Consider the following 18,348-nt stretch of genomic DNA (forward strand, 5'->3'; position numbering starts at 1 on the left):
TTGCGAAATAAAAGATGGCACGGTTCTCGCAATAGAGCAGATTATCTTTATATTTTTTGCCATATGTTGAAACACTATCCATTGCTACGAAGTTTAGCGCTCTATCGTTTTATGCCATTCCGTTTTGTGTCCACTGCTTTGCTTTTTATTTTAGCGAATTTGGGTATTGCACTCCAACAATTTTCAATTGGACGAGCCATTGATACTTTAAAACACGGTGATCCATTGAGCTTGTTTCAGCATGCATGGACAAGTCCTTTAAATCCGTGGTTTTGGTTTATTGGGCTGAGCTTTCTTGCTGTGATGCGTGCCATCATTCAGTATTTTGCAGGCTTAAGTGCATTAATGATTGGTCAACAGTTATTGACCATTTTAAGACAGCGAATTTTTCAGCAAGTACAGAATTTGGATATCTCATGGCACTGGAAACATGGCTTAGGTGAAGTGCTATCACGCAGTACCCGTGATGCCGACAAACTGAAAGAAGCCTTGATCAATTTTTGGCGTCAGGTATTTGAGTCAAGTCTGGTGGTCCTGGTCACAGTCGGCTTACTGTCCTGGTACAATCTATGGTTAGGACTGGTACCATTTTTTTTTATTCTATTGGGTGTAGGGGTACTGTTTAAATTAACCAATCATTTGGTAATTCTTGATCACAAGGTTGCCATTGCTTATGAAAAAGTAAGTGATACTTTGACAGAAAGTGTCGCTGGAGTGCGAGTGATTAAAGCATTCCGTTTGGAACAAAAATTACTACAGCGTTTTAATCAGGCGATCGTGCAATTTATTCAACATTCTACACACGCTGTTGCCATGAGTGCCTGCCGATTGCCGATTCCACAAATGATTATTGCTTGCGCTTATGTATGGGTGATTGCTTTCGGTGCTTATCTGATTGGTCAGCAGCAACTACAAATCGGCGAATTTATTGCAGCCATTTTAATGGCAAACTTATTGGTTTTTCGCATAGAGAGTATCGGGCAGGTTTTACACATATTTGCCGATGCGCGTTCTTCTGCTGCGCGAATTTGGCAAATGCTGGATGAGAAAACCAAGATCGTCGATGGCTGGGAACAAGCTGTTCAGCACAAAACAGCCATCAACATTAAATTAGACAATGTCAGTGTAATTTCAACAGAAACAAAAAAGTATATTTTAAAAAATTGTCATGCTGAGTTTCGTGCAGATGAGATCGTAACCATTGTGGGTAAGACCGGCTCGGGCAAGACCACGTTGATGAATCTATTAAATCGTTTTATTGACCCAACGGAAGGTCGTGTATTGATTGGTTCGGACGACGATGGATGGATGGATATCAAATCTTTGCAACTGACCACGCTCAGAAAAATTGTGCAAATCATTCCACAGGAAAGTTTCTTTTTTTCAGGGACCTTAGCCGAAAACCTCAAAGTTGCTAAGCAGAATGCTACTGAACAGGAAATGCTTGAGGCATTACATCTTGCTTCAGCTTCTGAACTCATACAACGGCTTGAACAAGGCTTATCCACTATTATTGGCGACAAAGGGGTGACCTTATCTGGCGGACAAAAACAACGTGTTGCTTTGGCGCGTGCCATTATGAATCACTCTCCAATATTGGCTTTGGATGATTCAACCAGTGCTTTAGATGCCACTACTGAGCGTCATGTACTACAGCGATTAACTCAACAGTCCGCAGCTTCATTAAAAAAGGTATTGATCATTAATTCAAATAAGCCAACAACAATCGCGATGTCAAATCGCATCTTGGTTTTGAAACAAGGTCAAATCATTGCTCAGGGGACACATGAAGAATTAATTGATTCATGTGAGTTTTATGGTGAGCTGATGGGGTTCAATCGACCAGAACACGCCACATTTTCTAGGAACCTTGCAACACCAAAGGGAATAGCCGTACAAGGAATAATGTCATGAATTCATCCACCCAGAATGTACGTTCAACGATGAAATTGACAGATTTGCAAATAGAAGAAAATCTGGCAGAAACCTCAATTCAACGCAGTATGTTAGAAAAACTTATTCCTTTGATTGCACCTGTAAGCCATTTACTGATTGCCATCAGTGTCGTTGAAATTTTTCAAGTACTGAGTATTTTTGTGCGCCCTTGGACCATCAAATTTATTCTTGATTCAGGCTTTACCCAACAGGCAGGGCACTTGATTCTCCAGTATCAAGTTTTATGGTTGGCTTTGGCAATACTGAGCATCAGCTGGATCAGTCGCTTTGGTTTTGCGGCTTTATCAAAATATTTATCAAGTCTTGCGGGTTTACGGGTTTTAAATCGGTTGCGGCAAACATTATTTGCACATATACAAAGTTTAAGCATCGGATATTTTGATCGAACAAAAGCAGGCAGGATAATTTCCCGGATGGATAGCGATGTTGATGCACTCGAACCTCTGTTGATTCAAGGACCACCAGAGTTGCTTTCTGCATTGCTGCGTTGTGGTTTGGCATCAATTTTACTCTGGCATGTATATCCACCATTTTTTTGGTGCTTATTTGTGATTTTACCGATTCTTTTTACTGTTACGGCAATCTTCAAAAAATCATCACAAAAGCATTGGGGGCGTGTTGCAGAAGAGCGCAGTCGTTTTACGGCGCATTTGGTAGAGAGTGTCAATGGAACCAAAATTATTCAGCAATTGAATTATGCAAATCTTAATCAGCAACGTTATCAGCTGCTATTGCGTGATTTTAATCAATCTATTATTCATGGCAGTCAACGTACCAGTTGGTTTGCGCCATTTACAGGGATACTTTCTAGCATTGCAACCGCCGCATTTATTGTAATAGGAAGCTATGCATTGAGTGAGCAAAGCATCACCATTGGTCAGTTTGCTGAAAGTATTTTTTATGTGTTCTTATTTCTAGCACCTTTGCAGGAATTAACGGATCTGTTTGAACGTTATGCCAATGGTACGGCTTGTGCCCAAAGGATTTTTCTTTTATTAGATACACAACCTGCGATTGTCGATAAAGAAAATGCTTTGAACTTGGAACACATACAAGGACATATTCGTTTTCAATCTGTCGATTTTGCCTATACAAGCAAGCCTGTGCTGAAGCAATTTAATCTGGAAATTGATGCAGGACAGGTGGTAGCCATCGTAGGACCTACGGGACATGGGAAAAGCACAGTTGTTCAATTGCTGACTCGCTTCTATCAGGCGCAGCAAGGCAATATTTTTATTGATCGTTACCCGATTGATGAAATCAGACAATCCAGTTTAAGACAACATGTAGGCATAGTGTTGCAAGATAATGTGTTATTTACAGGCAGTATCTTAGACAATTTAAGACTCGTCAGACCAGAAGCAACGGACAATGAACTGATTCAAGCAATTGAAGCTTTAGGGGCGGACGAAATATTGGAACAATTGCCGAATGGCTATTTAACAGAGGTCGGAGCTTTAGGTATACATCTAAGTCATGGACAACGCCAGTTGGTTTGTCTGGTCCGGGCTTATCTTGCCAACCCCAAAATTTTGATTTTAGACGAAGCGACCTCAGCAATAGATCTCTATACTGAACAAAAAATCCAATATGCATTGCGCCGTCTTTGTCAAAATCGCACCAGTATTATTATCGCCCATCGTTTAAGTACGATTCAAGAAGCTGACAAGATTGTGGTGATTGAAAATGGAACAGTGGTTGAGTCTGGAACACATGAACAATTACTTCAGCAACAACGCCAGTATTATGCGCTATATCAATCCTATATGAATAACTCGCATGCATAGTCTATCCGATCTGATGATGTGGAAGTTAAAAATCACCAACAGAATTGAGAAAATGATAAATTCATCAAAAGCAAACACTGGGTGCTATTCATTTTAAGATGTGCAGTCTAGGTCTCATTATTTAAAATTGAGCCATCCCAAAGTCAGGGTGGCTTTTTAACCTTTGTTTAAAATCAGCTTAATTTCCACTCTACAGTTATGGTTTAAAATTCAATGCTATCCGGATAATTTTAAAAAGTTGTTTTCAAAGCATTTTGGAAAATATTTGTTTGAATAAAAACAACACTATAGATTTATTTATGATTAATTGATTGATTTTTAATAAATAAAATAATGGCATTGGCTTTGCAATTGAACATCACTTTTTAAGGGAAATGTTCATGAGTAAATTCAATCAAAGTTCCATTTTAAAATCCTCCATATTTGTATTTTCTGCACTGGCAAGTGCGATTGCACTGGCGAATCAGCCCTCAGTGCCAAAAGCTGCGGACGATGAAGATTCGATCACTTTAGAATCTGTTATCGTTACCGGTTCTCGCCGTGCAGTTAAAAATGCATTAGATGCGCCAGCACCTGTCGATATTATTTCCCCTCAAGCCTTGCTGGCTACAGGCGAAGCAGATCTATCAAAAGCATTGGCTAAAATTTCTCCAGCAGTGTCATTGCCAACTTCTCCCGCAGGTGGCTTTGGTGCTGCAGTTGCACCAGGAATTGCTTTAAGAGGCTTAACATCTGATCAAACACTGGTATTGATCAATGGTAAACGTCGTCATACCTCGGCTTATTTTACTCGACAGTCCTATGCAGGAGGGCGAGGTGCTGCGGGTGTGGATTTAAGCTTGATTCCCATCAGTGCTGTAGAGCGAGTTGAAATTTTACGTGATGGTGCAGCTGCTCAATTTGGTTCTGATGCAATTGCAGGCGTGGTAAATATCATTTTAAGATCCACTGATGCAGGGGGTAATGTCAACTATCAGGGGGGTGGTTTTACGCAGGGCGATGGTGTTCAGCATAAAATTTCAGCATGGACAGGTTTTGCACTGCCCAACGATGGTTCACTTACCTTGGCATTGGATGTTGGAAAACGTGAATCAGCCAATAATACCTTGGCGGATACGCGGGTATTTTACAACAATTCGAGTCATCCAAATCATCAATACGATGAAAATAATACGCCTTACCGACATTGGAAATTCGGTTCACCTGAGCTGAAAAATCAAATTAACTTAAGTTTTAATGCAGATCTACCGATTAAGGAAACCTTAGCACTTTATAGCTTTGGTACTTATGGACATCGCGAAAGCAAAGGGGAAAATTTTTATGAACCGCCATCATCCACAGCAGCAGTTAATAAATCGCCTTATTTTAAGGAAATTTATCCAGATGGGAGAATTCCTGAAAGCTTAGTCAAGGTTGATGATTTTTCAGTCACTTTGGGAGCAAAAAATGGTACACAGAAAACGGGTAAATTTGATGTATTTGCGACTTATGGAAACAATAAAGTCAATACTGAACAGGGCAATGGTTTTAATCCAAGCTATGGATTAGGTTCTCCGACTCAATACCACTTGGGCAATAATATATTTTCTCAACTCAATACGGGTGTTGATTACAGTCGTGATTTAAATCTATCTTGGTTATTTAGCCCACTAACGGTATCCACAGGCGCTTTATATCGTTGGGAACAATATAAGCAGCAGGCAGGTGATCGTGTTGCTTATACGCGTGGTCCTTACTATGACAACCTGAATGCGCCAGAGATTTATGCAGGGATTACAGACCAAGATGTTCGAAGCATAGATCGCAATGTTTATGGTGCCTATGTTGATTTGGAAACAGAGCTGATTAAAGATTTAAATGCCGGTGTGGCATTGCGTACAGAACGATATTCTGACTTCGGCAGCACCACCAACGGCAAACTCACGCTCAAATATAATCTTGATCCAAAGATCAGTATCCGAGGTTCAGCAAGCACAGGCTATCGCGCTCCTTCTTTAGCCCAATTGGGCTATTCAACCTATAGCGTGCAGACAGTACAAGGCACAGATGGTGTTTGGAGAGATGTACAACAGCGTACTTTAGTTGCGGGCAGTGAAGCCGCGCAATTGGTGGGAGGAAATAAATTAAAACCTGAAAAGTCAACCAATTACTCACTGGGTTTTGTTTGGGAACCTGTTGCCAAAACAGCATTCACCGTCGATGTTTATCAAATAAACATTAAAGATCGTATTTTACTTTCGGATAATATCTCAGGCAGTTTAATCAACAATGCTTTTGCGGGCACGGCATATGCCAATATCAATAATGTAGCATTCTTCAATAACTTGCTGGATACTCGTACGCGTGGTGTAGAGATTACGGCAAAACATGATTTAGATTTAGACAGATACGGGAATTTACGTTTAAATCTTGGTTTTGCAAGTAATGACAATGAGATTACCAAAACGCGAAATGCATTGACTTCAAAAGGAGAGATGATTCCATCCAGTGCGATTGCAGGACGAAATACGCAGAGTTTAATTGAGTCAGCAGCACCTAAAAATAAGCTGACTATAGGAACCACGTGGGACAAAAATGCATGGACTTTAAATACCAATTTGCGTCGTTATGACAAGTGGAGCATTCAAAACAATACCAATCCTGGTCTAGACCAAACGTTTGATCCGCAATGGGTTGTGGATTTGGATATCGGGTATAGCGCGGATCAATTCGTGAAAGGTTTAAAACTCAATCTGGGTGCGGTGAATTTATTCAATAGTCATCCGGATCGTACGCTTTCCCAAGACCCTTATGGCGTTGTGAAATATAGTTTTAATGCACCAGAGGGTTCATTTGGTACTTATCTCTACGGTCGTATCAGTTACGACTTTTGATGTCAGGGTACCCAAATGAAACTGAACACAATTTTAATCAGCATCTTTTATATGGTTTTTGGCTTACAACAGAGCTTTGCCAACACGCCATTCATTGAATACAAATTTAGTCCCTTGTACGGTGATAAGCATCTTTCCGAATTTTATCGATGGAATGAAAAGATACCCACGCAACCCGGACTTTTATTACGTACTGAACCTCTAGATGAAGGAATTCGTTTAAAAGAAGCTTCTGATCAATATCGCATTCTATTCAGTTCTACCAATGGCATAGACAGTCGATCTGCAACAGTCGTGTCAGGCTCATTATTTATCCCCAAGGGTAAAGCACCAGCAGAGGGATGGCCGCTTTTAGTTTGGGGGCATGGGACAGTTGGACTTGCAGATCAGTGTGCGCCTTCCTGGGCGGGGCGTGTCTATCGTAACGCATACTATTTAAATCAGTGGTTAAAGCAAGGCTATGCGATCGTTGAACCCGACTATCAGGGGTTAGGTGTCGTAGGACCGCATTGGTTGATCAATGTACCACAGCTTTCATTTAATATTTTAGACAGCGCACGTGCGGCATTAAAAACACAGCACCAGATTTCTAATCGCATCATTATTGCAGGGCAATCCCAAGGTGGTGCAGCGGCATTTGGCGCAGCAACGTATGCTGAAAGTTATGCGCCTGATTTAAATATTAAAGGCACAATTGCAACAGGTGTGATTTATAAACCTAAGCAAACAGAGCGACCTACAATAAATATTGCCAATCGTAATCTACCCAATCCTGCATTGGCTTATCAGATTTTGGGCTTTCATGTTTTACAACAATATGACCCAAGCTTAAAGGTAGAAGAAGTATTTATCCCAAAAGCCTTTGCCTTGGTGGAACATTCACGTGCGCAATGTGCTTCTGAAATTTTTGCTGATGTAAATTTTGAGAAACTCAGTTTCAACGATGCTTTATTGGCACAACCTTCTGAAAAATACCAAAAACTTCAAGCCAAATTTGATCAGAAATATGGGGCTTATCCCACACTTAAGATTAAGCATCCCGTCTTTATTGGTACTGGGGCAGACGATCGTACACCTGATGCACGTAATCAAATGCAGTTGGTCAAAGATGCTTGTGCAGCAGGAACACAAGTACAGGCTCATTTATACCATGGTTTAAGTCATAGTGAAGCTGTACCACGTTCCTTACAGGATGCCATTCCTTTTGCCCAGTTGGCTTTAAATGATCAAGCCATTCCCGATACCTGTTCAATCAATTTAGAGTAAGAGAAAAATCATGAAATTTCAGCAATGGATAAAAACCATCGGTCTAACTGTACTGGGTAGCACCATGGTGATCCCCACCTATTTGAATGCTCAACATGCACCACAAGCGCAAGAACAATATGGAGATGGACGAGTATCTGCTTTTTATACTTGGAACAATGATATTCCTGCCCAACCGGGAGAATTGCTGCGTACAGAAGTGGTGACTACGCCTTATATTGCTCTTGATCAGGCGACTCAAGCGATCCGTATTTTATATAGTTCGACCAGTGGTCGGGACAGTAAAACACCAATTGTCGTTTCAGGAACGGTACATATTCCCAAAGGACAGGCGCCTCAGGGGGGCTGGCCTGTCGTGCTATGGGCACACGGAACCGTGGGTTTGGCAGACAGTTGCGCTCCATCTTGGAATGGACGTTCATACCGTGATGTCAAATATTTAAATCGTTGGCTTGAAGAAGGTTTTGCAGTCGTTGCAACAGATTACGAAGGCTTGGGAGTAGCGGGTCCACACTTGCTAATCAACAATCCGATGTTGGCTTACAGTATTTTAGACAGCGGACGTGCAGCTTTAAAAACCAATCTTCCATTGGCCAATAAATTCGTCATTGTGGGGCAGTCGCAAGGGGGGGCGGGCGCCGTTGCTGCTTCTTCTTATTCAGCGACTTATGCACCTGATTTAAATATCAAAGGTTCAATCGGTACGGGAGTTATTTATAAAGATCCCCAGGCAAAAGCAGGTGAAAATGATTTGAAATTAAATCCGCATGAAGTGAGTCCATCACTGGCATATGGTATTTATAGTTTCTTGGTCGCCAAAAGTTTAAATCCTGAAATTAAGGCTGAAGATATTTTTACGCCACAAGCCTTAGCTTTGGTTGAACAGGGGCGTAATGCATGTCTGGTTGGATTTATGTCAGATATCCAAGCTTCAGGATTATCTCCAGCGAAAGCTTATCAACCTCATCCACCGGCTTATTATAAGGAAGTGTTGGAACAACAATCCAAGTCCTACGGGTATTATCCTACATTAAAGATTAATCATCCCGTATTTATTGGTACTGGCGCAAATGACATTACTCCTGATGCACGCAGTCAAATGAAACTGGTTGCAGATGCTTGTCAGGCAGGAACGGTAGTGGAAGGGCATCTCTATCATGGGCTCGGTCATAGCGAAACGGTAAATGCATCATTAAAAGATTCTATTCCATTTGCTAAAAAGGTGATTTCAGGACAAAAAATACAGTCTATTTGTAAGCCTGAACTACAATAAGAAATAGCCACTTTGCTCATGGGACCAAAGTGGCTGACTGAAATAAGCGCAATGGGATTATGATGCGGTGGAATCAAGCCGTTTGCTTTATACGTTTTGCCGCTTCCTGACGAACTGCAGGAATAATATAACGACCATAATCCACAGTATCATAAATAGGATCATAGCCACGGTTTAGGAAAGTTGTCACACCTAAATCTACATAATCCAGCAATGATTCAATAATAGTATCGGGCGTACCGACTAAGGCTGTGGTATCGCCATAGGCTCCGACAGCTGAGGCTGTAGGCATCCACAAGGCTTTGTCATGAAGATCTCCTTGTTTAGCAACAGCAAGTAAACGCTGAGAACCTGTCCCTTTAAGCTTATGTCCTGTAAGGTCAGCGTTATTTTGAAATTGAGGATTGTTTTGGATGTCAGCTAAGATCTGTTCGGCACGTTTCCATGCCAGTTCCGTGGTCGGACCAATAATAAGGCGTACTGATAAACTTACAGCAGGAGTGGTTTGATGAACTTTATTTGCTGCATTTTTTAATTTATCAATCTGTTCTTTCACACCTGATAAAGGTTCTCCCCAAAGTGAATAAAGATCCGCATGTTTTGCTGCGATTTCATACGCAATATCGGAAGATCCGCCGAAAGAAATTGGAACTGTACCGTACACAGGTTTGAGCGGTATAAAGGCATTCTCAAGTTTAAAATACTTTCCCTCATAGTCAAAAGGCTCTTCATTGCTCCAGAGTCGTTTGATAATCTCAAGATATTCACTTGTCCGTTCATATCTTTGAATTTTATCAATAATATAATCACCTTCTTGTGGTTCAGCACCAATGCCTGTAATGGCATGCAGGCGTATACGTCCGCCTCCTGTCGTATGATCGAGTGTTGCAAAAGAACGAGCAGCCAAATTAGGGGTCAACAAAGCAGGGCGGTGGGCAATCATAAATCCCAAACGTTCAGTATGTTGTGCAAGGTACGCGGCAATTTGCATACTATCTGGACTTGAAGGGTTGCTGGCAATCAAAACTTTATCGAAGCCTGCATATTCATGTGCACGTGCATGATAGCGGAGATATTCCAAATCTATTTTATGACCAATACGCATCCCATATGTTTCTGACCATTGATTTGGAAAAACCATACCAACAAACTCAATACTCATGTGCATTCCATATTAAAAATAATATAAAGAGCAATAAAAATGCCATATGTGAAATGTTTAAAAATCAATGTCATTTCATTTTTTATATCTTGAATATGTTTATATTTAATCAAGAAAATGACATTTTGTTTAAATTTAAACATTTTGATAGAGATATTTGAACAGATATGATGTTCAAATATTTTTTAGGATAGATTATCTATAATTATTATTTATAAACCTTGTTGTAGAAATGTACTATTAAAATCAATTGAAATTCTCTAAAATTGCACAAGGTTATATTATGAAATCCTATTTGGATAATGAATATAAAGTAATTACTTTGCCAGATAATGGAGTTCCTATAAAACCTATTCGAGCAAAAGTCATTATTTTTTCAGATCAAAAATCTAAAAAACTACTCAATCAAGTTGAAGTAATTGCCCCAAGCTCTGCCAGTGTGATTATTCAAGGAGAGTCAGGAACTGGTAAAGAATTGATTGCCCGTGAAATCCATCTAAAAAGTGATCGGAAACACAAACCTTTTCTGGCGGTAAATTGTGGGGCTTTGGTCGAAAGTCTTGCAGAATCAGAGTTGTTTGGATATGAAGCGGGGGCTTTTACGGGAGCGCACAAGACCCGTGCGGGGATATTTGAGTCCGCTGACGGTGGAACCTTGTTTTTAGATGAAGTCGGAGAGTTACCCCTCTCTTTACAAGTAAAATTATTACGAGTGTTGCAAGAGCGGGAGGTCGTCAGAGTAGGTGGAAGAAAACCAATCCCCATCAATGTCCGAATTTTATCAGGGACGCATGTTGATCTGCGTAAGGCGGTTGCGGAAAATAAATTTCGTCTAGATCTGTATTACCGTTTGAATGTTGTGGTATTGAATATTCTCCCATTGCGTGAACGTAAAGGGGATATTTTACCTTTGGTTGAATATTTTCTCAGTTCATATTCACAAAAGTTGATTGCGCCTAAACCCAATATCACGGATCGAGCACGGAATGCGCTGTTGAACTATGGTTGGCCAGGAAACATACGTGAATTGGAGAATAATATTCATTATGCTTTGTTAATGAGTGGTGGAAAAAACATTGATATAGAGCATCTGCGTTTCTCAGAAGAAAAAAATACAGTGATCTCTGAAAATAGTGATCTTATTCAGGAGTTTGAGGATGTGTTAAAGCGACTATTTCATGAGTATGATGGTGAGGCATGGCATATTGTTGAAGATAAAATCGTGAATACAGCATTTTCAAGTTGTTGGAACAACCAAGTAAAAACTGCAAAAATGTTGGGAATTTCACGTAATGTTCTACGTAATTTATTGATTCGTTATAATTTATTGCCATCAAAAGGTGAAATTGTGTGACTGCTTCAATTGATATGTTTGAAACTGATGCGTTCGTCTACTGTACTCGTGAGCTGACGAAATGATGATAAGTTTTGACTGCAAACCGAAAAGCGCTTTATGCGCTTTTTATTTGGTTTCAGGAAATCTTCTGGAGATAATAAGACTGAATATTGAGTCTATTTCTAGTCATTTTTTTTAAAATCAAATGATCAAGCCAATTGAGATCTCATCAAACTAAGCATGGGATCGATGGTGGGTTAGTTTGGTCACCCATAAACCAAGTTCGAATAATAGCCACATTGGCAGCGCTAAAGCTAACATACTGAAAATATCAGGCGGTGTTATAAACATGGAAATAAAGAAGAAAAAGACAATGATATGTTTACGATGATGTTCCAATTGCTGAATTGATAATAGACCAATAAAAATAAGGATATAGGTGATGATAGGAATCTGAAAGGCGCAACCAAATGCCAGAAATAATTTAATGCAAAAATTCAGGTAACTATGAATGTCGGTCATTGGCAACACGTTTTCAGGGGATGCTAGAATAAAGAATTTTAGCGCCAAAGGTAAAATAAAAACGTAGGCAAAGATGACACCGAGATAAAATAAAACGGTGCTCAAGGCGATTAAAGCAAATCCCATTTTTCTTTCATTTTGATATAGGGCGGGTGCTATAAACTGCCAAAACTGATAAAAAATAAAAGGAATGGTTAGAAAAATTGCAAGATAGATATTGAGCTTAAACGGCGCTAAAAAAGTACTCATGACATCTGTTGCAATCATGGTTGAATGTAAAGGTAATAGCGAAGTCAAGGGTTGAGCAAGAAGTTTATAGCTTTGCTGTGCCCAGGGTAACAAAAGCAAAAATACAGCAATGACGGCTGAAACTGCGTAGATCAAACATTTCCTGAGCGCCTTTAAATGGGCTGTATATTTCATTTCGTTGAGTGATTCATTTAGCGTTGGGTTGCTCATGCTACTTGATTCTCCTCATTGTTTTTTGTGGCGAATTGACCCTTGATAAATGGCGGGTGCTGTTGCTCAGAGGATACATAAAGTTGGTATTTAAAATTGACCTGTTTCAGTGGCTGTTGCATCTGTTTGGCTTGAACAGTTTCGATTTCTTGCTGCATCTGTAAGAGTTGCAGCTTGAGCTGATCTTCAGTTTGTTGAATTTTTTGTAATTCAGATTGCATCATTTTTTTTAACTCGATGAGCTCAAATTCATTTTCAAGTTCGGTCTGTAGTTGATCTAGCTGTTTTTTGATATTTTTATATTTGATAAATATACTGCTTAAGGTTTGGAGGAGTTTTTCTGGACCCAATATAATTAAAGCAATCATTCCAAAAAATAAAAACTCTCCAAAACTTATATTAAACATTGTTTATATCAACCTCAATTAATGACTTTTTTCTTTATTTAAATCGATTGGATTTAATTCTTTTAATTGCTGCTTATGATCAATTTCAGTTTGGTGTTCTGATTTTATAGCATCCTTAAAATCCTTAATCGCACCCCCCAAATCCTTGCCGAGATTTTTTAGTTTTGCTGTTCCAAACAATAAAATAACCACAACTGCAAATAATAAAATATGCCAAATAGATAAACCCATAATTTTCATCTCCTAAACGATAAACTTTGTTTTAACATGAAGTAGAAATTTTACTAAATCACAATAAAATAATTGAAAATATTGCATTCAGATTTAAGTATCTTTTTTTAAATCCTTAAGTTTATATCAACTGATCCAGTTGGCTTAACGTTTGATTGCGAATATGAAATAACTGTTCTGACGACCTGCTGCGTGGGTGCTCGATAGGAATATGGATCACTTGTTTAATTTTCCCTGGTCGGGCAGACATTACAACCACGCGATCACCGAGATATACTGCTTCCTCAATATCGTGGGTGACCAAAATCATGGTGATTTTTTCATGTTGCCATATTCGTTGTAATTCAGCTTGTAAATGACTGCGTGTCATGGCATCTAAAGCGCCAAAAGGTTCATCCAAAAGTAAAATGTCAGGTTTGTTGACTAGTCCTCTTGCAATCGCTACACGCTGGGCCATGCCTCCTGACAGTTCATGTGGATAGGCGTTTTCAAAGCCTTGAAGACCGACAATATCGATGTGTTCCTGTACTCTTTGTGATTTTTCAGTACGTGATAAATGTGTTTCTTCGAGCGCTAAATGTATATTTTCTGAAACACTAAGCCACGGCAGTAAACGATGTTCCTGAAAAATTAAACCGCGCTTTAGATCTGTACCTTGAATAGGGGCTTGATTGAGTAAAATTTCACCTTGATAGTCTTGATCCAAACCAGCGATCAGGCGCAGTAAAGTGGACTTTCCACAGCCACTGCTGCCAACAATTGAAATAAATTCACCCTGTTCGATATCGAGATTGATACCATCTAAAACGGTTAATGCTTTTTGCTCATGTCGAAATGATTTGTTGAGTTTTTTGATTGATAGTAGTGAAAAAGCCATAAGAAATCCTGCAATTTTTTATAAGTTTAAATACGCCATAACAAAACACGTTGTGAAATGATATGGATAGTCATGGTCATACATGCACCACACAACGTCACCAGGGTCGCACAGACCAAAAGGATATCCATTTCTGCATTGATCTCAGCTTTCATCATTAAATTCCCTAAACCAGCACCAGCATTAAATAATAGTTCACTGGCAGTGGTGGTGATCCATGTAAAAGGGACAGCGAGATTGAGTCCAGTAAAAATATGTGGAAGTGCTTGTGTTAAGCGAATTTTTCTAAATTCACGCCACCATGAAAATTGATAAATGCGTGCGATTTCATGATATTTTTTGTCATAATGATAAAATCCCTGAAAGGTGTTGATAACCATAGGGAAAAAAGATGCCAGTGCAATAATAAAAATTTTTGCTTCATCGCCATTGCCAAACCATAAAGCAATCAATGGGGTTAACCCCAGTAACGGCACTTGGCGAATACTGTTAAACAGGGGGGAAATGAGTGCATTTAAAACTTTTGAGTACGCCAGTAATATGCCTAAACATAATCCTGAACTCGAACCCAGTAAGAAACCAAGACCGGCTTTTTTAAGACTTCCCCAAGTATTGAACCATAATTCGCCTGATTGAAGCAGTTGAACAAAGGCAGAATAAATTTTTTGTAAAGGAACAAAAGCATAGGCATGACTTGCACCTAGGCTAGAATTATACTGCCATAAAATGAGGAGTAGACAGGGAAGCAACAAGCCTTGCAGCCAGATAACACTGCGTTGAATATAGCTTTTAAAGCCAAGAAAGAATGGTGACATTATTTCTCCTTTGAACTTAATTCAGCTGAGATAAAACCTTGTTCGATCAAGCGTAAGAGCTTATCTAGGGCAAAACCAATGATGCCTGTTATGAATACCCCGACCATGACAACATCTAGTCTTAACATTTGTCGTCCCAATTCCATCATTTGACCCAGTCCAGTTCCTGCTGCCAGAAGTTCAACTGCAACTAAAATGAGCCACGCCCGACCGAGTGCAATACGAAGTCCGCTGATGAGGTCTGGTAAAATTGAGGGGAGAATGATGAACTTAATCCATGCACGTGTTTTAAGCCGGTAGATTTGACCCAGTTCAATATATTTTTTAGGAATATTTTTGACTGCATCCGCAGTTACTAAAGCGATTGGAAAAAAGCAGGCTTTAATAATCAATAGAATCTTAAATAATTCACCAATTCCAAAAATTAAAATAAAAATTGGAATAAGTACAAAGATTGGGATCTGGTAAAAAATATTAAACAGAATATAGGTGTATTGATGGAATTTAGAAAGCGTGCCATAGGCGATGCCAAAAACGATAGCGCTAAGGGCAGCGATTGAAAATCCGAGAAATAAACGCAACAGACTGTCTTTTAAATGTAGTTGCAGTTCGCCTGTTTGCAATAAGCCAATGAAAGCATGCCAAACTGTTGCCGGAGGAACTAAGATCTGTACAGGAAAGATGTGTAGAACGCTGATCCATTGCCAAATCAGCAATACCAAAAAGGGTGAAATCAAAGATAGTAAGCGATAGATGTTTTTCGATGACAGCCATGTCCATTGTGATGCGCCTAGAACAATATGGGTTTGTTTGATCAGTGGGTCGACCAGCGTTTTCATGGCTTAGTTTCCTTGCTTATAGGCGGGATCATTTGCCTGTAAATTTTGGATCGCTTGCTGTGTAAATTTTGGATTGAGCAACTCATCAACTTTAATTGGTGCCTGAATCAATCGGTTGTTTACAGCATGGTCGATGACTCTTGAATAATGCTGTTTAAGGACATCCAGCTGATATTCAGCAGACCAATCCTGTTGCCATGTACTAGCAGTATTGTGTCCTTCACGCTGAATGACATTGAGTGGCTGACCAAACCTGGTTTGGCTTTGCTGAAATTCATCTTGATGCTTGGAGACCCAATTCATTGCCCGCACTGTTGCATCGGCAAGTAGTTGTGTAGTTTCCGGGTGTTGTTCTAAATAACTTTTTCGACCCCAAAGTTCGGCACGCATTTTCCAGTCAGCTGGCAGTGCTTGTGAAGACCAGATAATTTTACCTAAATGACGATCTTGCAAGGTGAGTGCATCACTTAAAGTGAAAAATGCAGCTACACTTTTAGCCGATAATGCTGCTGCACCTGCTTGAGGGTTTAAGTTAACAATCTCGAAATCTTTGAGGTTGAGTCCTTTACTTTGAATGAGTTGAGCAAAATTAATTTCCCATGGACGTCCACGGTGTAGTGCAATTTTTTTGCCTTTTAAATCTTCAATAGTTTTAACGGTTGAATCAGCAGGTACAACCAGATAAACATTATTCCCAATACCACCTGGTACAACGATTTGAGTCTTAACACCAGTTGCATTCAGGACCACTGCTGGAAGATTGCCATAAAAAGCAAAATCAATTTTATTATTGAGGAAGCTCTCATTGACCAATGTTGCTACAGCTGCAGTCGTGACAGGTTCCCACTTTAACGCGATATTCTTTTGTTTGAGTGCATTGAGGAAAATAGGATCCTGTGAAATCAGTTGGGGGACACCAATAAAATCTAAACTCCCCGAGGTTCTATTCGCCACTACAGCAACACGGAGTTGTTGCTGTATGGATTGATCTTGAGTGGCATGTTCTGTTTTTGGTGAGCCACAAGCTACAAGTCCGAATAGACTAAGCGCAAGCAGCAGATGTAGAGAATTACGCATATCATCATAAGCATTAAGAAATATACCTGGATAGAGCAAAATCTAAGCCAAAATAATTAGTGTATATAAATCAATATATTGTATTTTTATTTGATTTTTTTCTTACTGAGGGGGGGATGGTGTGTTGGGAAAGGGACAGTCTGATGCAGTCAACTGTTGAAATTTCAGCACGGGGTTTAAGTTTGATATTGTGAAATCAAGTTAAAACAAAGAGATATATTAAATTTTATGGTTGTGGAAAAGCGGCATGATTTCTGCTCGTGACAATGATGAGTAAAGAAATACTTTTAAACCGTTAATGATCGAGAATGATTATGTCAGTTGAGTTTTTATGGAGAATCCCTGTACATGGGGACGGACGTCGAGCACATCAATTACACACCCGCGGTGAATGGAATCAGCTGAGCTCATCAGTCCAATCGCCGCAACGTGTTGCTCCCCAGCACGATGATAAGATATTTGCATATTATGACTATGTACAACAAGTTGCAAAAGCCGCAGATATTGTTGGCTTTCACGGCGCATTGATCCCTGCATTTCCACATACTGAAGAACCTTGGGTGTTGGCTTCTGCACTGGCCCGTGAAACGAAAAGATTGAGACTTCTGATTGCCATTCAGCCGTGGTTTATCCATCCTGCTTATGCAAGTCAAATGGCTGCAAGTTTACAGCGTCTCAGTCAGGGACGGGTCGAATGGAATGTTATTTCTGGTGGAGGAGGAGCACAACAGCGTGCGTATGGTGATTTGATTGAACATGATCAGCGCTATGCACGTACCCATGAGTTTTTGGAGTTTGTGAAGGGCTACTCGAAACATGCACCTTTTGATTATGATGGAAAATTTTTCCATGTCGAACAGGGCGGTTTAAAATATCCAATGAATCAGTACGATATTCCTCGCCTATGGTTGGCAGGGGCAAGTGATGCTGCATTACAGGTTGCAGGTCGGCATGCAGACATTCATTTAACTTGGGGAGAGCCTGTCGAACAACAGCAAAAAGTCATTGAAAATGCGCAAGCTTTTTTTGAGCAACACGCACCAGCACGTAAAGTAAAGTTCGGAATGCGTATTGATATTTTAGCAAGACCAACCCAAGAACAGGCTTTTCAAGAACTTAAACAAATGTATGAAAGTATTGCAATGGATGGCAATGCATTTGAACGTAAAGATACTGAATCAGTGGGGGCCAAAAGACAACAGGCATTGGCGCAGGGGGACCGTTTTGAAGACCTATTTGCTCATCCAAATGTATGGACGGGGATGTCGAATGTACGGGGCGGTCCGAACTGTATTCTAGTGGGGAGCTATGAGCAGGTGGCAGATCAATTACAACAATACATCGATATTGGCGTCGAGCATTTTATCCTTGCAAGTAACCCGCATTTGGAAGAAGCCTACCGGGTAGCAGAGGAAGTACTTCCCTTGGTGGGATATAAATTATAATTATAAACATAGGACCCTTTGAG

Annotated in this window: 15 protein-coding genes; 7 read left to right on the plus strand and 8 right to left on the minus strand. The window is 39.9% G+C overall.

What is annotated here, in order from left to right; all coding sequences use genetic code 11:
* Positions 1-63 precede the first annotated feature (63 nt).
* The 5 genes from IMO47_RS08505 (at position 64) to IMO47_RS08525 (ending at position 9,155) form a co-directional block, all read left to right on the plus strand.
* A complete protein-coding gene (locus tag IMO47_RS08505) occupies positions 64-1,914 on the plus strand; it encodes an ABC transporter ATP-binding protein (RefSeq protein ID WP_196075242.1) in 1,851 nt (616 codons plus the stop codon).
* On the plus strand, positions 1,911-3,743 hold the full coding sequence (locus IMO47_RS08510) for an ABC transporter ATP-binding protein (RefSeq protein WP_196075241.1): 1,833 nt from the start codon (positions 1,911-1,913) through the stop codon (positions 3,741-3,743). The genes IMO47_RS08505 and IMO47_RS08510 overlap by 4 nt, the downstream gene beginning before the upstream one ends.
* 380 nt (positions 3,744-4,123) lie before the next feature.
* Positions 4,124-6,616: a TonB-dependent receptor gene (locus IMO47_RS08515; protein WP_196075240.1), complete on the plus strand. Its 2,493-nt coding sequence runs from the start codon at positions 4,124-4,126 to the stop codon at positions 6,614-6,616.
* Between the two features lie 15 nt (positions 6,617-6,631).
* Entirely contained in the window at positions 6,632-7,882 is a 1,251-nt protein-coding gene (locus IMO47_RS08520; protein ID WP_196075239.1) for a lipase family protein, read from the plus strand.
* A gap of 64 nt (positions 7,883-7,946) precedes the next feature.
* Positions 7,947-9,155, plus strand: coding sequence for a lipase family protein (locus IMO47_RS08525; RefSeq protein ID WP_196075243.1), 1,209 nt, complete (start codon positions 7,947-7,949; stop codon positions 9,153-9,155).
* Positions 9,156-9,228: 73 nt separating this feature from the next.
* Here IMO47_RS08525 and IMO47_RS08530 read toward each other — a convergent pair whose 3' ends face one another.
* Entirely contained in the window at positions 9,229-10,317 is a 1,089-nt protein-coding gene (locus IMO47_RS08530; protein WP_196075238.1) for an LLM class flavin-dependent oxidoreductase, read from the minus strand.
* Between the two features lie 283 nt (positions 10,318-10,600).
* On the opposite strand from IMO47_RS08530, the gene IMO47_RS08535 reads away from it, so the two are divergent.
* Positions 10,601-11,671, plus strand: coding sequence for a sigma-54 dependent transcriptional regulator (locus IMO47_RS08535; protein WP_196077198.1), 1,071 nt, complete (start codon positions 10,601-10,603; stop codon positions 11,669-11,671).
* 216 nt (positions 11,672-11,887) lie between these two features.
* Here the strand turns inward: IMO47_RS08535 and tatC are convergent, their stop codons facing one another.
* The 7 genes from tatC to IMO47_RS08570 all read right to left on the minus strand — a co-directional run bounded on the left by tatC (position 11,888) and on the right by IMO47_RS08570 (position 16,880).
* A complete protein-coding gene (tatC, locus tag IMO47_RS08540; protein WP_196077197.1) occupies positions 11,888-12,634 on the minus strand; it encodes a twin-arginine translocase subunit TatC in 747 nt (248 codons plus the stop codon).
* Positions 12,631-13,041, minus strand: a complete 411-nt coding sequence (locus tag IMO47_RS08545) for a twin-arginine translocase subunit TatB (RefSeq protein WP_196077802.1) — start codon at positions 13,039-13,041, stop codon at positions 12,631-12,633. The genes tatC and IMO47_RS08545 overlap by 4 nt, the downstream gene beginning before the upstream one ends.
* Positions 13,042-13,059: 18 nt before the next feature.
* Positions 13,060-13,272, minus strand: a complete 213-nt coding sequence (gene tatA / locus IMO47_RS08550) for a Sec-independent protein translocase subunit TatA (protein ID WP_196084069.1) — start codon at positions 13,270-13,272, stop codon at positions 13,060-13,062.
* A gap of 121 nt (positions 13,273-13,393) precedes the next feature.
* Entirely contained in the window at positions 13,394-14,164 is a 771-nt protein-coding gene (locus IMO47_RS08555; RefSeq protein ID WP_196076560.1) for an ABC transporter ATP-binding protein, read from the minus strand.
* Between the two features lie 11 nt (positions 14,165-14,175).
* On the minus strand, positions 14,176-14,964 hold the full coding sequence (locus IMO47_RS08560; protein WP_196076559.1) for an ABC transporter permease: 789 nt from the start codon (positions 14,962-14,964) through the stop codon (positions 14,176-14,178).
* The gene (locus tag IMO47_RS08565) at positions 14,964-15,803 is read right to left on the minus strand and encodes an ABC transporter permease (protein WP_196076558.1); all 840 of its coding nucleotides are present in this window, start codon (positions 15,801-15,803) and stop codon (positions 14,964-14,966) included. The genes IMO47_RS08560 and IMO47_RS08565 overlap by 1 nt, the downstream gene beginning before the upstream one ends.
* Before the next feature lie 3 nt (positions 15,804-15,806).
* The gene (locus IMO47_RS08570; RefSeq protein ID WP_196076557.1) at positions 15,807-16,880 is read right to left on the minus strand and encodes an ABC transporter substrate-binding protein; all 1,074 of its coding nucleotides are present in this window, start codon (positions 16,878-16,880) and stop codon (positions 15,807-15,809) included.
* A 314-nt stretch (positions 16,881-17,194) separates the two neighbouring features.
* Between IMO47_RS08570 and IMO47_RS08575 the strand changes: the two genes are divergently transcribed.
* A complete protein-coding gene (locus IMO47_RS08575; protein WP_196076556.1) occupies positions 17,195-18,325 on the plus strand; it encodes an LLM class flavin-dependent oxidoreductase in 1,131 nt (376 codons plus the stop codon).
* Positions 18,326-18,348 lie beyond the last annotated feature (23 nt).

This window comes from Acinetobacter sp. Res13-Abat-PEC15-P4-01 (assembly GCF_015676285.1).
GTDB classification, from domain to species: Bacteria; Pseudomonadota; Gammaproteobacteria; order Pseudomonadales; family Moraxellaceae; genus Acinetobacter; species Acinetobacter nematophilus.

What these genes read in the sequence shown, in the direction of transcription:
- IMO47_RS08505 (WP_196075242.1), top strand. Translation starts at nt 64, where the DNA reads ATGTTGAAACACTATCCATTGCTACGAAGTTTAGCGCTCTATCGTTTT.
- tatA (WP_196084069.1), bottom strand. Translation starts at nt 13,272, where the DNA reads ATGGGTTTATCTATTTGGCATATTTTATTATTTGCAGTTGTGGTTATT.
- IMO47_RS08525 (WP_196075243.1), top strand. Translation starts at nt 7,947, where the DNA reads ATGGTGATCCCCACCTATTTGAATGCTCAACATGCACCACAAGCGCAA.
- IMO47_RS08560 (WP_196076559.1), bottom strand. Translation starts at nt 14,964, where the DNA reads ATGTCACCATTCTTTCTTGGCTTTAAAAGCTATATTCAACGCAGTGTT.
- IMO47_RS08520 (WP_196075239.1), top strand. Translation starts at nt 6,632, where the DNA reads ATGAAACTGAACACAATTTTAATCAGCATCTTTTATATGGTTTTTGGC.
- IMO47_RS08515 (WP_196075240.1), top strand. Translation starts at nt 4,124, where the DNA reads ATGAGTAAATTCAATCAAAGTTCCATTTTAAAATCCTCCATATTTGTA.
- IMO47_RS08565 (WP_196076558.1), bottom strand. Translation starts at nt 15,803, where the DNA reads ATGAAAACGCTGGTCGACCCACTGATCAAACAAACCCATATTGTTCTA.
- IMO47_RS08535 (WP_196077198.1), top strand. Translation starts at nt 10,601, where the DNA reads ATGAAATCCTATTTGGATAATGAATATAAAGTAATTACTTTGCCAGAT.
- IMO47_RS08570 (WP_196076557.1), bottom strand. Translation starts at nt 16,880, where the DNA reads ATGCGTAATTCTCTACATCTGCTGCTTGCGCTTAGTCTATTCGGACTT.
- IMO47_RS08530 (WP_196075238.1), bottom strand. Translation starts at nt 10,317, where the DNA reads ATGAGTATTGAGTTTGTTGGTATGGTTTTTCCAAATCAATGGTCAGAA.
- IMO47_RS08545 (WP_196077802.1), bottom strand. Translation starts at nt 13,041, where the DNA reads ATGTTTAATATAAGTTTTGGAGAGTTTTTATTTTTTGGAATGATTGCT.
- IMO47_RS08510 (WP_196075241.1), top strand. Translation starts at nt 1,911, where the DNA reads ATGAATTCATCCACCCAGAATGTACGTTCAACGATGAAATTGACAGAT.
- IMO47_RS08575 (WP_196076556.1), top strand. Translation starts at nt 17,195, where the DNA reads ATGTCAGTTGAGTTTTTATGGAGAATCCCTGTACATGGGGACGGACGT.
- tatC (WP_196077197.1), bottom strand. Translation starts at nt 12,634, where the DNA reads ATGAGCAACCCAACGCTAAATGAATCACTCAACGAAATGAAATATACA.